The following is a 14,097-nucleotide window of genomic DNA, read 5'->3' on the forward strand; positions in this document are numbered from 1 at the left end:
AACCCCTAAATGACCTCAACAACCAACCAAAAAATTTATTCTTCAACTATAAATAGACTAGCTATTGCTACGGCATCATCTCCAGATAATGCCTCATCATAAGCTTCGGTAGAAGCATCCATGCTAAAAGCAGCACCGCTACCCAAAGTAGTTACATCTAAACCACCTTGCATTACATTTTCCTCACCATTATAAACGGGCTGTGTTGCATCTGGCATTCCTGCACCTCTTTCATTTCCTGTAATCCAACCTTTCAAACCTCTTAACCTTCTAATTTCAGAAGCATGTCTAGCTTCCACAGAATGAATTTGTAAAGCGGCAGTTAAGAACGGGGAACCTAATAAATTTCCTGCCTGCCCTTTATATGCTCTCACTCCTGTATCTTCAAAAGCTTGTGCCAATGCTAATAATTGTGCATATGCCGTTTCTTGTCCAACTCCATTATCATTGAACGGATCGAAAGTACCACCTACAGTAAAATCGAATGTTGGCTTTGAAACTGGAGTTACCCCAGCACCTTCTAAACCAGCTATTAAAAAGTCAACATGCGCTTGTTCATGCTTAGAAATCTGCATATAAACAGTTTCAGGTCTTCCAGATGGCAACACTCCCGATTGAAGGGCTAAATCGTAAAACTCATCTTCTAAATACTCTAAAGTTAAAGCTAATTGAAGCGCTCCAACTGGATCTGTATTCATAGATTGCGCATATGTTTTTTTAGGCATTGCTGCCAATCCTAAAGGAACTGCAGCCATAGCCGCTTTCTTCCCTAATGTTCCTAATGTTCCAAATATATCTCGTCTTGATGTTTTACCTTCTAAAATACTACTGGTAGTAAAATCATCTAAAAAATTTATAATATTCATCGTTTTATGTTTTTGGATTAGTTCAGTTTTAAACTGAAATAAATAATTTATTACTAATAACTAAAGGTTCTTCACTACGGTAAGTTATTCGCTGTAAATTCAGTTTTAATGAATCCTGTTGCAGATACGGCAGCCAAAATATCTGATGGATCTAAAGCTGCATCTAAACCTGTATCTACAGTTACTACATCATCTCCAGCAAAGTCTGCCGAGTTAGGATTTATAAGTGTTCTTATTGCAGAAGCATGTCTTGCTTCTACAGAAACTATTTTTCCCGCTATTAATAAATAATCTGGATTAGAAATCAATCTTCCTGCACCATTATACGCAGCAACACCAGTATCCTCTAGTACTTTTGCAGTACCTAAAACTTGAGCTCTATTACTAAAATCCAAATCTCCATAATCAAACTCTAAAGTTGGCAACATTAAGTCTGTATTCCCTTCTACTGCTGCTGAAATTGCGGCATTAAAGAAATCTCTATGATTTACCTCATGGTAATACAAGTCTGTTAAAACTTGTCTTTCTTCATCTGTAATATTAGCGTAAAATGAATTTACAACCTTAGTGTAGAAATCTGCTTCCAGTTGCTCTAACGCATAGGCGTAATTTAAAACCCCTAGATCTCCTTCGCCTAAATCGAATATTCCACCTTCAGGCGGCGGCATCATATTTTGATCATCGTCATTACTACAAGCCATTAATAATCCAGTACCAGCTACCGCCAGTCCTCCCAATTTTAAAAATTGTCTTCTGTTATTAAAGCTCTTTGGTTGATGAACTTTTATTGTTGTCTTTTTCATAATTGATGTTTTTATGATTAATCTTCACTTATACTAACGAAGAAAAAAGACAAGCGGTTTTCTTAAAATTTTGTTAAAGTTAAATTTGATTAATTCTGTACAAAAAAAAGACCGTTAACCACAAATATATCTTTCCATTCCCTGCTATTCTAACCGCAGCTCCTCAAGGAAAAAGAATGATCTATATTCCAGAATCTGCGGCTAAAATTGGTAGAATTAAAAAATGCTATAATAAAATTGTGGGGAAGTAAAACACTCATTGTGACAACATAATATAGTCCGTGGTTTATGTGCGTTAATTTTCGGTTTAGCACAGGCTTTAGCAATTCCGAGCGGATTCGTACGTAGTCGAATCCGCTCGGAATTGTGGTTACTATTGCTACCACCAGTTATTTTTCATAGATAATACTGACTTAAAAAACTAGGATTTTCTTTTTCTTTTGGGTAAAAATAAATTCCGATTAACAACTTACTGTTATCTGGAACTTTGTCTTCTACTCCATTATCAAAACTTGTCCATTCCGTTTTTTTAATTATCTCAATTAATTTTTTGTCGATTGGGTTTTGATATCCACTTATTTCAATGACGTTTTTAATCCTCAAATCAGATGCAAAAGTTATTTCATAAATTCCATAATTTCTTTCAAGATCAATGCCTATGAACTGTTCTAATTCTTCATGAAGTCCCGCCTTTTCTCGATAACTTATTTTGTCTGTAAAATTTATGTTTTTCGACTTGAAAGTTTTTAGAATATCTAATTCTCTTTTTTGTCGTTTCTGATTTGTTTTGTTCAAATAAAGCAAACCAGAACACATCCCTATTCCGTAATGTTCTTCTTTATTTTTACTTGCATAAGCAATTAAACTTGTGTTTTCTGGAATATAAATATCACAAGAAGTTCCAATTCCATTGTCACTTCTCCCATAAACATAAATTGATTTTAATCTATCGCCTTTATAGAGCTCATTAATTTTAATATCTACTCTATAGCTTTGTTTATTCTTTTGATTTGGATAGATTTTAATAATTGTCACATTAGCAACAAAATCAGATTGAGTATACTTTTCAGTTATTTTCGGCGGGTCGCAATCGCAAGCAAAAACTCCGATTGAAAACAGAAAGATTGTTATTTGCAGGATTTTTTTCATAATTAATGGCAACTAATAATTAAAAACAGAAGAAAGCCCATGTGGTCATTTTTAATTAGGACAGAATTTACTATTAATTCCTAACAGCGAAAGAACAACCTTACATACCAATTTTCCATTTTCATGCCTTTAAGGTTTTTAAAATCTTTTGTATTATCAGTTACTAAGATTAACTGATTTTCTATAGCTGTAATTCCTATTAGTAAATCAAACTCATCATGCATCGGTATTCTATTCTTTATCCCTAAATTTTCTGCTTCCCTAAATTTCTTTTATAATTTGCTCGGCGGATTTTTCTGAATCAAAAGCTCTGAATAAGTTTCGATTATATGTCGGTCTATGTATGTCATTTTATTTCAAATATAATATTTCTTTTAGAATCAAATTCTCTCTCATTATTGCCAACAGACTCATTAACAACCAAAAAGAAGTCCCTTGTTAAAAATTCATTCTCATGAATCAACTACCTCGAGGCAAGCCTACGAGGTAGTTAAAGGAAAATAATTTAATCCATTTCGACGTAGAGCCTTTCAATATACTCAGAACAGGCTCTGGGAATAAAATCCTCAATGAGGGGATTTAAGAAATATCGTCTATTAAATTTGCCACCAAACTTGTCCATCCTGTTTGATGAGACGCGCCTAAACCACGACCATTATCTCCATCAAAATACTCATAAAACAAAATTAGATCTTTAAACATAGCCTCTTTATACTTTTCTGGATGATTGGAATTTATTGGTCGGTTTCCATTACTATCTTTTTCAAACATATTAATAAGACGCTCACTTAGGTTTAAAATAATTTCTGATAACTCTTTCTTTTGACCACTTCCTGTTGGAAATTCAAAACTCAAAGACCCCATTTTATGACTTTGGTATTCTTTTAAAGCTTGAATAAAAAGAAAATTAATAGGCATCCAGATAGGTCCCCTCCAATTTGAATTCCCTCCGAATAAATGCACCGTAGATTCTCCAGATTCATAATTAATAGAATAATCAATGTTTTCAATACTAATATGGTATGGCTTTTCATGTGCTTTAGAAAGAGAACGTATCCCATAGTCGCTTAAAAACTCTTTTTCATCTAAAAAGCTCTTCATTAAAATTAATAATCGATCTTGAGGCACTAAAGACAGTAATAAGTCCTCACCATCTACAAACGACTGGATTACTGGATATTTCAATGTATTTTTTCGGTATCGTTTAAACCAATTAATACTACGCTCAAATTTTGGTAGTTTCTCTATAACTTCTTTTTTGATATTTAAAACTGCAGCCATAGACAACAAACCAGCAATAGAACGGACTTTTATCAGTGTAGATTCTCCAGAAGGCAGTGTTAATTTATCATAAAAAAAGCCTTCCTCTTCATCCCAAGTTCCTTGAGAATTAATATTTATATTATTTAAAGCTTCAGCAATAAATACAAAATGTCCAAAATATTTTATAGTCATATCCTCATAACTATTGTCTTGTAAAGAGATCTCAAGACTAATTTCCAACATACTTAAACAATAAAGTGCCATCCATGAAGTGCCATCTACCTGCTCCAACTTTCCGTTTCCAGGAACCCCATAACTCCTGTCAAACACCCCTATATTATCGAGTCCTAAAAAGCCTCCTTCAAAAATATTATTATTACTACTATCTAATCTATTTACCCACCATGTAAAATTCAATGCTAATTTATTGAGTATCCGTTTTAAAAACTTAATATCTCCTACACCCTTTTGTTCCTTATCAATTTTATAAACTTTCATTGCAGCCCATGCCTGTACTGGTGGGTTGACATCACTAAAAGACCATTCGTAGGCTGGAATTTGTCCATTTGGAGCCATATACCATTCTCTAGTAAATAATATAAGCTGATTTTTTGCAAATTCTGGGTCAATTTTAGCCAAGGAAATACAATGAAATGCAGAATCCCACGAAGCATACCATGGATATTCCCATTTATCGGGCATCGACATAATATCGTGATTTCTCAATGTTTTCCAATTACTATTTCTCCCCGAAAGTCTTTCCACAGGAGGTATAGAAACATCAGAATCGCCTTCTAACCAAGTTTCAACATCGTAATTGTAATATTGTTTTGTCCATAACAATCCAGAGTAAGCTTGCCGTTGAATAGCTTTCCGTTCATTAGTACTCCCATTAGTTATTGCATTGTAAAACTCATTACATTCTTCTATACGGCGATTAAAAATTTCCTCAAACTGCTCGTCAAAAGGTTGCGAGTGCTCTTGTGCAGAAAGACGCAATTTTATAGTTTTTGTTTCCCCTCCTTGAAAATTTAATTTGTATACAGGGGCAAATTTTGTTCCTTCCTCTATAGATGTTGGCAAAGAAACATTATCATTCACTAAAGAAGTATGAAAAAGATCCTTTTTATATGGATGGTCATTCTTTCTTAAATATACAGCTTCTTCATTGGTTTCATTTTTAGTAAAAAACAAAAAATCAGCTTCCTCAAAATACAAATTATAACTCCCTACATAAATGTTCTTTACAGCTACATAATCCATTCCATTAGCTGTTTGTTTTTTGATGAATGGTTTTTCTTTTATTCCAACAAAACTCCAATAATTTCGAATCCAAAGAGTAGGCAACAAATGTAAATCGGCTTGAGTTTTAGCTACATTTTCAATTGTTATTTTTATAAGAAGGTCTTCATTATCTGCTTTTGCATATTCTGTTTCTACATTAAAATACTTATCTCCTTTAAAAGCATCGGTATCTAGAATTTTATATTCACGTTCATTCAAACCTCTTTTTCGGTTTTCCTCCACAATTTTATCATACGGAAACTCTTCTTGCGGATACTTATAGAGATGTTTCATATAAGAATGAGAAGGGGTGTTTTCTAGATAGTAATACAATTCTTTCACATCTTCTCCATGGTTTCCCTCAGGACCAGTTAATCCAAAAAGTCGTTCTTTCAAAATAGAGTCTTTTCCATTCCAAAGTGTTATTCCAAAACAAATATTACAATAACGATCGGAAATTCCAGCAATTCCATCTTCTCCCCAACGATAGGCTCTACTACGAGCGTGGTCGTGCGTAAAATACCCCCAAGCATCTCCATTTGAGCTGTAATCTTCTCGAACTGTTCCCCATTGCCGCTCACTTAAATAAGGCCCCCATTTAAGCCAATCTTTCTTCTCCGAATAATTTTCTTCTAAACGCTCATGCTCCTTAGTTCTGATTTCCATATATTTTATTTATACTATTGAAACTAAAAACATTATTTTAAAATACTTTATGCTATTAGTCGAAACTAAAATTATTGAATATAAACTACACTATACCTTTTTTAGAGTGTTTTTACCTAAGTATTTATAATTTTTGATGATTTTACAAAAAGAATCGATTTAAAAAGTGAATTCTGAAATAGAATCTATATACTACAACATTTATTCCCTGTCTTGCAATATCAATAAAAAACATGCTATTTATTCTTTACTACTATTTGATACTTCTCTGATGTAATATTCTTAATTTTGCAATTTTAAATTTAGAATAAAGCACAAACTATTCATTTTAATGAAGAAGGAAATTATCAAAAAAAGCTATTATGGTTTAGTAACGGGCGCTATTATTGTAGGAGCAACTGCTACTATTTTAGGTTATTCTTTAAAGAAAACTACAGAAATTTTTGAAGAACATATTTTTGAAAAGCTTAATAGCTTTCCCCTACTTTTTATAATAGCTCCTTCTGTAGGAATAACGCTTATTTATTTTACTAGAAAATATTTATTCAAAGGAAAAAAGAATAAAGGTATTGCTGAAATTTTCCATACCCTAAGCAACAGAAAGGATGAACTTCCGTTTTACAAAGTACCCTCTCATTACATAAATGGCTTTTTAACGGTTATATTTGGAGGTTCTACAGGTATTGAAGTTTCCACCGTAGTTGCAACTGCAGCTCTTGGAGCATCTGTACATAAAAAAGACACTGTTGCCAATAGTTATAAAACAGAGTTAATATGCGCAGGTGTTGCTGCTGGAATAACTACTTTGTTTGGGAGTCCAATTGCAGGTATTCTATTTAGTATTGAAGTTATTTCAAGAAAAGTTACAAAAAGTGTTCTCCTAAGCTGTGGAATTTCTGTATTAATAGCTTGGACATTTGTTCATTTTTTTGATAATGAAATACTTTTTGAGTATCATGTTTCACTATGGAATACAAAAGCAATTCCTTTTATGATACTACTTAGCGTGCTAGCTGGTGTTACAGCTGTTTATTTTACTAAATGTGTAATCTTTATAAAAAAAGTATTTTCTAAAATAAGCAATAATTTTATTCGGGTAAATCTTGGAGCTGTACTTGTAGGAATTTCGATATTTTTTTTTCCAGCTTTATATGGAGATAGCTACCACGGGATTAATGAGCTTCTAACTTCAAATTATTATACTCCACTTCCTATTGGATTCCTACTCTCATTATTCTGTATAATTATTTTTAAACCCTTGGCTGCTTCCCTTACATTAGGAGCAGGGGGAGATGGTGGTGTTTTTGCTCCAAGCATTGTAACGGGCGCCGCACTTGGTACTTTTGTTGCTACTTTTTGTAATCAATATTTCCAAACAGATTTAATAGTTTTAAACTTTGCTTTATTAGGCGCTGGAGCTATGCTAAGCGCTGCAATTCATGCACCCTTAACTTCTTTGTTTTTAACGTGCGCAATAGTTGGCGGAGGTTACAATTTATTCATCCCATTACTTTTTGGAGTTTTTATTGCCAAATATGTAGCAAAATTTTTATGCCATTATACCGTTTATACCTATAAACGTAAAGACAATAAATTCTTGTTTGATATAAAATAGCAAGTTCTTCCTTTTCAGATTAACTACAATTTTTGCATAAACACAACTTTTGGGAATGATCCGAATGATCCCCCATGATCCCCTATAGCGTGACCTGTACATAATTAAAAAAGCCACTCAATTTCTTGAATGGCTTTGTTTGTAAGTGGTGGGCGATACTGGATTCGAACCAGTGACCCCCTGCTTGTAAGGCAGGTGCTCTGAACCAACTGAGCTAATCGCCCTAATTTGGGCATCAAGTAAATGAAAGTTTTATAAAAAAAGACCTCCTTCAAGGAAGTCTGAAAATTGGTGGGCGATACTGGATTCGAACCAGTGACCCCCTGCTTGTAAGGCAGGTGCTCTGAACCAACTGAGCTAATCGCCCTTCATTTGCTTGATTGCGGTTGCAAATATATAACAGTTTTTAATATCAGCAAAGAAAATAAAGAAAAAATTAGAGTATTTCTGCAACAACAAAAGTACTCCCTCCAACATAAATAAAATCGCTCACACCAGCCGATTTCTTAGCCGATTCAAAAGCAGCTGAAACTGAACTATATACCACGCCCTCCAAAGCATACTCCAAAGCTTTTTCTTTTAAAACTTCTGCCTCCAAACCACGAGATATTTCTGGCTTACAGAAATAATACATGGCATTTTTAGGAAATAAAGGTAAGATGTCTGTGAGTTTTTTGTCTTTTACAAACCCTAAAACAATATGTAATTGATTATATTTTTGCTTAGAAAGCTGATTTGTTACAATTGAAAGTCCTTCTTTATTATGAGCAGTATCACAAATTATAGTTGGTTCCTCGCCTAATTTTTGCCACCTCCCCATTAAACCAGTATTCCGAACTGTATTATTCAAGCCATTTACAATGTTCTCCTCCGTAACAGAAAAGCCTTTTAATTGCCGTAACGTTAATACTACTGCTTTTATATTTTTCTCTTGGTAATCTCCCAATAAATCACTTTTATAATTGAGATTTAGCTCAGAAGCTAATTGAAGTGTTGTATTATTATAACTAGCCACTCCTTCAAAAACAGGATATGTTTCTGGATGATACTCACTTATTACCGTAGGAACATTTGACTTAATAATTCCAGCTTTTTCCCAAGCTATTTTTTCTAAGGTATCTCCCAACATATCGGTATGATCCAAACCTATATTTGTAATTAAAGCTACCTCGGGAGTAATTATATTTGTTGAGTCAAAACGCCCTCCTAAACCTACTTCTATAATTGCAATATCTATTTTTTCTTCTGAAAAAAATTGAAAAGCCATTCCAACAGTCATTTCAAAAAATGACAATTCATTGGCTTTAAAGAATGGTTTATTGACTTCAATAAAATTTACCACAAAATCTTCTGAAATCTCCTTTCCATTTATTTTAATTCGCTCTCTAAAATCTTTTAAATGAGGAGATGTGTACAATCCAACTTTATAACCTGCTTCCTGCAACACAGAGGCTAACATATGGCTTGTAGAGCCTTTACCATTGGTTCCCGCTACATGAATAGATTTAAAATTTTGCTCGGGATTCTGTAGATGTTTTGCAAGCGCAATAGTATTTGTTAGTTTAGGCTTAAAAGCCGATTGCCCTTGTTTTTGATACATCGGCAACCTACCAAACATCCAGTTTAGGGTTTGCTCGTATGTCATAATTGTATTTTATTAAAATGAAAGAATTAGTAGTTTTCTACTCTCCTAATTTGAAATTAACCACTACAAAACCTATTTGCCTTGAAGGCGCATTTGCATCAGAATTCCATTTATAAGAACGCGCAGTTTTACTTGCAGCTTCTTTTAAACAAGCTGCTGTATTTGTAGTACCTTTTACACCTGGAGTGGCGCTAATAACGTTTCCAGAACGGTCTACCTCTATTTTCACAACCACAGTTCCAGACTCATTACAGTCTTGCACAAACTTATCTCCAGAAACTAAGCTACGCCCATTAAGACCATAACCTACACCTCCAGAACCCGTTCCGCCACCACCGTAATAACTTGTAGCATATGGATCGCCATCTGGTTGCCCTTTGTCTCCTGCGCGGTTGTCGTCTCCTTCTCCTCCAGTAGCTTTTCCGTCAGAACTATTAAGTCCTCCCATCATTGCATCTAGATTCTTTTTCTTAGCTTCTTGTTCTTTTTTAATACGTTCTTCTTCAGCTTTTCGCTCACGCTCTTTTCGCGCTGCTTCTGCCTGTGCTTTTTTCTTAGCCTCTTCTTCAGCTTTCTTTTTTGCCTCTGCCTCTTTTTGCTTCTTAATCACCACAGACTCTTCATTATTCTGTGTAACTACATCTTCAACTTTAGCTTCCGCAGGTTCTGCAGGAGCAGTAGGCTTTGGAGTTTCCTCAACAGGAGTTGCCTTTTCTATAGGTTTTTCTACGGGAGTACTTTTTATTTTTTCCTTTGGTTGTACATTTCCACTCCCAAAATTTGTAGTTCCAAAATTAACAGAGATTCCATTTTCAATAGGCGGATCTAAATAAGACAACCCAATATAAAACATAAGAAACAAGAGTATTGTTAGTAACAAGGTTGTTACTGTAAAGGATTTCTTTTTATGTTTTGTATCTAAAAAAGACATATTTATTTAGGTCTAACTGCTAAAATTACTTTGTAACTATTTTGGTTTGCTATGTCCATTATATTAACTGCATTATCTATCGGAACACTTTTTTCAGCTCTTAAAATAATAGTAGGTTGCTCTACATCTTTTAATCTTCTCTTAAGTTCTGTTTCTACGAATTCAGGTTTTACTTTTACATTATCCACATAAATATCAAGGTTTTTATTGATACTTACTGAAACGTTTTGTGTATTTGTAGACTTTCCTTTTGCCTTAGGTAATAGTAAATCTAGAGCATTTGGAGAATTTGAAGTAAGCATAAAGAACACCAAGAGTAGAAAAACAATATCAGTCATAGAACTCATACTGAATTCTGGCGACACTTTGTTTCTTCCTTTTAACTTCATTTCTTATAAAATTTTAGTGTTTTAATGATAAACAGATAACCTAAAGTAAGTATTAGGCTATCTGTTTAGTATAAGGTTTCAACGTTACCAATTTTACATTGGTTCGTCTAGAAGGTCTAAAAATTCTACTGCATTAGCTTCCATATTATGGACAACCTTATCGGTACGAACAACCAAATGATTGTATCCAATATAAGCAATAATACCTACTACAAGTCCTGCTACCGTAGTAGTCATTGCTGTATAAATACCACTTGCTAATTGCCCCATTTCTGCTTGTCCGCCACTAGTTGCCATTTGGTGAAACGCTATAATCATTCCGATTACAGTACCTAAGAAACCAATCATTGGAGCCGCTCCAGCTACTGTTGCTAGAATACTTACGTTCTTTTCTAATTTATATACTTCTAAAGTACCTGCATTCTCAATTGCCTTATTAATATCTTCCAAAGGTTTTCCTATTCTAGAGATTCCTTTTTCGGTTAATCTTGCTACTGGCGAATCTGTTTGAGCACAAAGTATTTTAGCTGCTTCTAATTTTCCATTAGAGACATGATCTCTAATTTGAAGCATGAAATTTTTATCAATTTTTGAAGCTGCTTTAATAGCAAAAACTCTTTCAAAATAAATGTATAAGGCTACAAATAACAACACAAAAAGTATTGCTATAATAATTACACTTGCAGTTCCTCCATTTACGATTAAATCTATAACCGAAAGTGTTTTTTCTTCCGAAAGAACTTCTTCAGCCACCTCTTGGGTTGCTTCTTGAAATAATATCATATATTATTATTTATCGAATTGGGTTTGGTTTATAACGGTGTATTGCATATAAAATTATACGTCAAGTACAAAATTTCTTAAAAGTACAAATACTGCAGCTCCAGATAAGAATCCAATTAATGCTAACCATCCAATTTTTTTAAGGTACCAGAAGAAATCGATTTTCTCCATTCCCATAGCAACTACACCAGCTGCCGAACCAATAATTAACATACTTCCTCCTGTTCCGGCTGAATACGCTATAAAGTGCCAAACTGGATCGTCCATTCCTACAGAAAACATCCCCATACTTGCGGCTACCAAAGGTACATTATCAATAACTGCAGAACCTGCTCCTAAAATTATAACCACTAAATCTGAAACTTTTTCTCCAACAGATTCTGTTCCTAACATAGGCATTACTGCATCCATTCTTTCTGCAAAATGGAATAACATCCCTAGTGATTCTAAAGCAGCTACTGCCATTAAAATCCCTAAGAAAAATAAGATACTTGGCAGTTCAATTCTCGCTAAAGAATGATGTACTGGACTATGATGTCCTTGGAAATCTCCACTATCTTCATTAACTCCAGAAAGAGCGAATTTTTTATTACTATAAATTTCTGCAAAAGCAGCAACTACAGCAAGAGACAACATCATTCCTACATAAGGAGGTAAATGTGTTACTGTTTTAAATAAAGGAACAAAAACAATCATTCCTAAACCTAAATACAACATAATAGTTCCATATTTAGATTTTGGTGCTGTTTCTGCAAAATCTCCTTCAATTTCTCCTTTAAATATTTTTAATCTTGATGCTATTAATACTGGTACAACCATACAGAATATAGATGGTATTAATACATGCTCTATTAATAAAGCAGCAGATACTTTGTGTCCAATCCACAACATGGTAGTAGTAACATCTCCAATAGGAGACCATGCACCCCCAGCATTTGCAGCTATAATAATAATACCCGCAAACCAAAGTCTCAACTCTCTATCTTTAAGTACTTTTTGTAAGATTGTTATTAATACAATTGTTGCTGTTAGGTTATCTATAATTGCTGAAAGCACAAAAGCCAGAATACTAAATATCCATAACAATTTACGCTTACTTCTAGCTTTAATATAGCCCTTAATAGTTGCAAAGCCATCAAAATAATCGATGATTTCCACAATAGTCATTGCCCCAAGTAAGAAAACTAATATTTCGGCGGTTTTACCTAAATGATGCAACAATATCTCATCAACATGAGAAGCTTCTAGTTCTTTGAGTTCTGCATTAACTTCAAAAACATCCATGTGTGTTAATGCAATAATAGCCCATAAAAGTGCCATCATTCCCAAAGCAGGAATCAATTTGTCAATTTTTAAATTATGTTCTAGGGTGATTGCCAAATAACCAAGAACGAATACAATAATAATTATAGTCTCCATAGGATAGTGTTAGTAAATATTTGTGTCTAAATTAATTGTTTTAATGCGATTTCAAAAGCAGTACTGCTAATATTTATTTTAGCATTATTATGTTGAAAGGTATTTTGCAATGCCTTTTTAATTGTATCTGAGGTATCTGCAAAGATTGCTTCATCTGTCATTTCGGTACGTCGCTCCATAAAATAAGCAAAAACTCTAGCCATTCCACAGTTCGAAATAAAATCTGGAATTAAGCTTATTCTTTGGTCTGTATATTCCATAATAGGACCAAAAAATATTTCTTTATCAGCAAATGGAACATTCGCTCCACAAGAAACAACCTCTAAACCTGCTTCTATTAACTGGGTAATTTGTTCTTTTTTAATAAGTCGAGAAGCAGCACAAGGCAAGAAAATTTGCGCTTGTATATTCCATATCTTCTCATTCATTTCTTTAAAAGGAATCATATTTGGAACGTCCAAGGTATTTCCTTTTTTCTCCAAGAAAAACGATTTTATTTCAGCAAAAGAAAAGCCTTCTTCATTTATAACACCGCCATTAATATCGGTAATTCCAACAATTAAAGCGCCCATTTGAGATAAATAATAGGCTGCAGCAGCACCAACATTTCCAAAACCTTGAACAATTGCTTTCTTCCCTTTTACCGTTCCTCCATATATTTCATAATAATGTTTTACAGACTCTGCAACCCCATAACCGGTTATCATGTCTGCAACGGTGTATTTTCTTTTAATATCTGGAGAGAAGTTATCGTTTTCTAAAACCTTAATAACTCCTTGTCTCAGCTGTCCAATCCTGTTTATCTTATCGGCTTCAGACGGCTTAAAATGTCCGTTAAAAACTCCTTCTTGCGGATGCCAAACCCCACAATTTTCGGTAATTGGTATAACCTCATGGATTTCATCTACGTTTAAATCGCCTCCAGTTCCGTAATAACTTTTAAGCAACGGAGAAACAGCTTTATACCAACGTTCTAAAACCCCTTTTTTACGAGGATCTTTTGGATCGAAGTTAATTCCAGATTTAGCACCACCAATTGCGGGTCCAGAAACCGTAAATTTAACTTCCATAGTTTTTGCTAAAGATAACACCTCATTAGCATCCAAACCTACTCTCATTCTGGTTCCACCACCTGCGGCTCCTCCTCGTAAAGAATTTATAACGGTCCACCCTTCAGCAGCTGTTTCAGAGTCCTTCCAATTAAAAATAATTTCAGGAGATTTGTCTTCGTATTGTTTAAGTAATTCTTTCATTAATCTTTTAAAGTATTCACAAATATATAAA

At 33.9% G+C, this 14,097-nt stretch carries 11 protein-coding genes and 2 tRNA genes; 1 reads left to right on the forward strand and 12 read right to left on the reverse strand.

Features of this window, described 5'->3' with window-relative positions; translation table 11 throughout:
- Positions 1 to 35: 35 nt before the first annotated feature.
- The 4 genes from JOOMADRAFT_RS11185 to JOOMADRAFT_RS11205 form a co-directional block, all read right to left on the reverse strand.
- Positions 36 to 866 carry a ferritin-like domain-containing protein gene (locus JOOMADRAFT_RS11185; protein ID WP_008613458.1) on the reverse strand — a complete coding sequence of 277 codons (831 nt, stop codon included), beginning with the start codon at positions 864 to 866 and terminating at the stop codon, positions 36 to 38.
- Between the two features lie 74 nt (positions 867 to 940).
- Positions 941 to 1,669, reverse strand: coding sequence for a ferritin-like domain-containing protein (locus JOOMADRAFT_RS11190; protein ID WP_008613460.1), 729 nt, complete (start codon positions 1,667 to 1,669; stop codon positions 941 to 943).
- Positions 1,670 to 2,065: 396 nt separating this feature from the next.
- Positions 2,066 to 2,818: a hypothetical protein gene (locus JOOMADRAFT_RS11195; RefSeq protein WP_008613462.1), complete on the reverse strand. Its 753-nt coding sequence runs from the start codon at positions 2,816 to 2,818 to the stop codon at positions 2,066 to 2,068.
- 579 nt (positions 2,819 to 3,397) lie between these two features.
- Positions 3,398 to 6,031, reverse strand: coding sequence for an MGH1-like glycoside hydrolase domain-containing protein (locus JOOMADRAFT_RS11205; RefSeq protein WP_008613464.1), 2,634 nt, complete (start codon positions 6,029 to 6,031; stop codon positions 3,398 to 3,400).
- 331 nt (positions 6,032 to 6,362) lie between these two features.
- Between JOOMADRAFT_RS11205 and JOOMADRAFT_RS11210 the strand changes: the two genes are divergently transcribed.
- Entirely contained in the window at positions 6,363 to 7,646 is a 1,284-nt protein-coding gene (locus JOOMADRAFT_RS11210) for a chloride channel protein (protein ID WP_008613465.1), read from the forward strand.
- 146 nt (positions 7,647 to 7,792) lie between these two features.
- On the opposite strand, the gene JOOMADRAFT_RS11215 is transcribed toward JOOMADRAFT_RS11210, so the two are convergent.
- From JOOMADRAFT_RS11215 to JOOMADRAFT_RS11250, 8 genes are all read right to left on the reverse strand, one after another.
- A tRNA-Val gene (locus JOOMADRAFT_RS11215) sits at positions 7,793 to 7,870 on the reverse strand.
- Positions 7,871 to 7,935: 65 nt separating this feature from the next.
- A tRNA-Val gene (locus JOOMADRAFT_RS11220) sits at positions 7,936 to 8,013 on the reverse strand.
- 69 nt (positions 8,014 to 8,082) lie between these two features.
- Positions 8,083 to 9,291: a bifunctional folylpolyglutamate synthase/dihydrofolate synthase gene (locus JOOMADRAFT_RS11225; RefSeq protein WP_008613467.1), complete on the reverse strand. Its 1,209-nt coding sequence runs from the start codon at positions 9,289 to 9,291 to the stop codon at positions 8,083 to 8,085.
- Between the two features lie 37 nt (positions 9,292 to 9,328).
- Positions 9,329 to 10,222: an energy transducer TonB gene (locus tag JOOMADRAFT_RS11230; RefSeq protein WP_008613468.1), complete on the reverse strand. Its 894-nt coding sequence runs from the start codon at positions 10,220 to 10,222 to the stop codon at positions 9,329 to 9,331.
- A 2-nt stretch (positions 10,223 to 10,224) separates the two neighbouring features.
- On the reverse strand, positions 10,225 to 10,611 hold the full coding sequence (locus JOOMADRAFT_RS11235; protein WP_008613470.1) for an ExbD/TolR family protein: 387 nt from the start codon (positions 10,609 to 10,611) through the stop codon (positions 10,225 to 10,227).
- Positions 10,612 to 10,704: 93 nt separating this feature from the next.
- On the reverse strand, positions 10,705 to 11,394 hold the full coding sequence (locus tag JOOMADRAFT_RS11240) for a MotA/TolQ/ExbB proton channel family protein (protein WP_008613471.1): 690 nt from the start codon (positions 11,392 to 11,394) through the stop codon (positions 10,705 to 10,707).
- Positions 11,395 to 11,448: 54 nt separating this feature from the next.
- The gene (gene nhaD, locus JOOMADRAFT_RS11245; RefSeq protein ID WP_008613472.1) at positions 11,449 to 12,813 is read right to left on the reverse strand and encodes a sodium:proton antiporter NhaD; all 1,365 of its coding nucleotides are present in this window, start codon (positions 12,811 to 12,813) and stop codon (positions 11,449 to 11,451) included.
- Between the two features lie 26 nt (positions 12,814 to 12,839).
- The gene (locus tag JOOMADRAFT_RS11250) at positions 12,840 to 14,066 is read right to left on the reverse strand and encodes a Glu/Leu/Phe/Val dehydrogenase dimerization domain-containing protein (RefSeq protein WP_008613473.1); all 1,227 of its coding nucleotides are present in this window, start codon (positions 14,064 to 14,066) and stop codon (positions 12,840 to 12,842) included.
- Positions 14,067 to 14,097 lie beyond the last annotated feature (31 nt).

The organism is Galbibacter orientalis DSM 19592 (assembly GCF_000260115.1).
Taxonomy (GTDB): Bacteria; Bacteroidota; Bacteroidia; order Flavobacteriales; family Flavobacteriaceae; genus Galbibacter; species Galbibacter orientalis.

What these genes read in the sequence shown, in the direction of transcription:
- JOOMADRAFT_RS11185 (WP_008613458.1), bottom strand. Translation starts at nt 866, where the DNA reads ATGAATATTATAAATTTTTTAGATGATTTTACTACCAGTAGTATTTTA.
- JOOMADRAFT_RS11190 (WP_008613460.1), bottom strand. Translation starts at nt 1,669, where the DNA reads ATGAAAAAGACAACAATAAAAGTTCATCAACCAAAGAGCTTTAATAAC.
- JOOMADRAFT_RS11195 (WP_008613462.1), bottom strand. Translation starts at nt 2,818, where the DNA reads ATGAAAAAAATCCTGCAAATAACAATCTTTCTGTTTTCAATCGGAGTT.
- JOOMADRAFT_RS11205 (WP_008613464.1), bottom strand. Translation starts at nt 6,031, where the DNA reads ATGGAAATCAGAACTAAGGAGCATGAGCGTTTAGAAGAAAATTATTCG.
- JOOMADRAFT_RS11210 (WP_008613465.1), top strand. Translation starts at nt 6,363, where the DNA reads ATGAAGAAGGAAATTATCAAAAAAAGCTATTATGGTTTAGTAACGGGC.
- JOOMADRAFT_RS11225 (WP_008613467.1), bottom strand. Translation starts at nt 9,291, where the DNA reads ATGACATACGAGCAAACCCTAAACTGGATGTTTGGTAGGTTGCCGATG.
- JOOMADRAFT_RS11230 (WP_008613468.1), bottom strand. Translation starts at nt 10,222, where the DNA reads ATGTCTTTTTTAGATACAAAACATAAAAAGAAATCCTTTACAGTAACA.
- JOOMADRAFT_RS11235 (WP_008613470.1), bottom strand. Translation starts at nt 10,611, where the DNA reads ATGAAGTTAAAAGGAAGAAACAAAGTGTCGCCAGAATTCAGTATGAGT.
- JOOMADRAFT_RS11240 (WP_008613471.1), bottom strand. Translation starts at nt 11,394, where the DNA reads ATGATATTATTTCAAGAAGCAACCCAAGAGGTGGCTGAAGAAGTTCTT.
- nhaD (WP_008613472.1), bottom strand. Translation starts at nt 12,813, where the DNA reads ATGGAGACTATAATTATTATTGTATTCGTTCTTGGTTATTTGGCAATC.
- JOOMADRAFT_RS11250 (WP_008613473.1), bottom strand. Translation starts at nt 14,066, where the DNA reads ATGAAAGAATTACTTAAACAATACGAAGACAAATCTCCTGAAATTATT.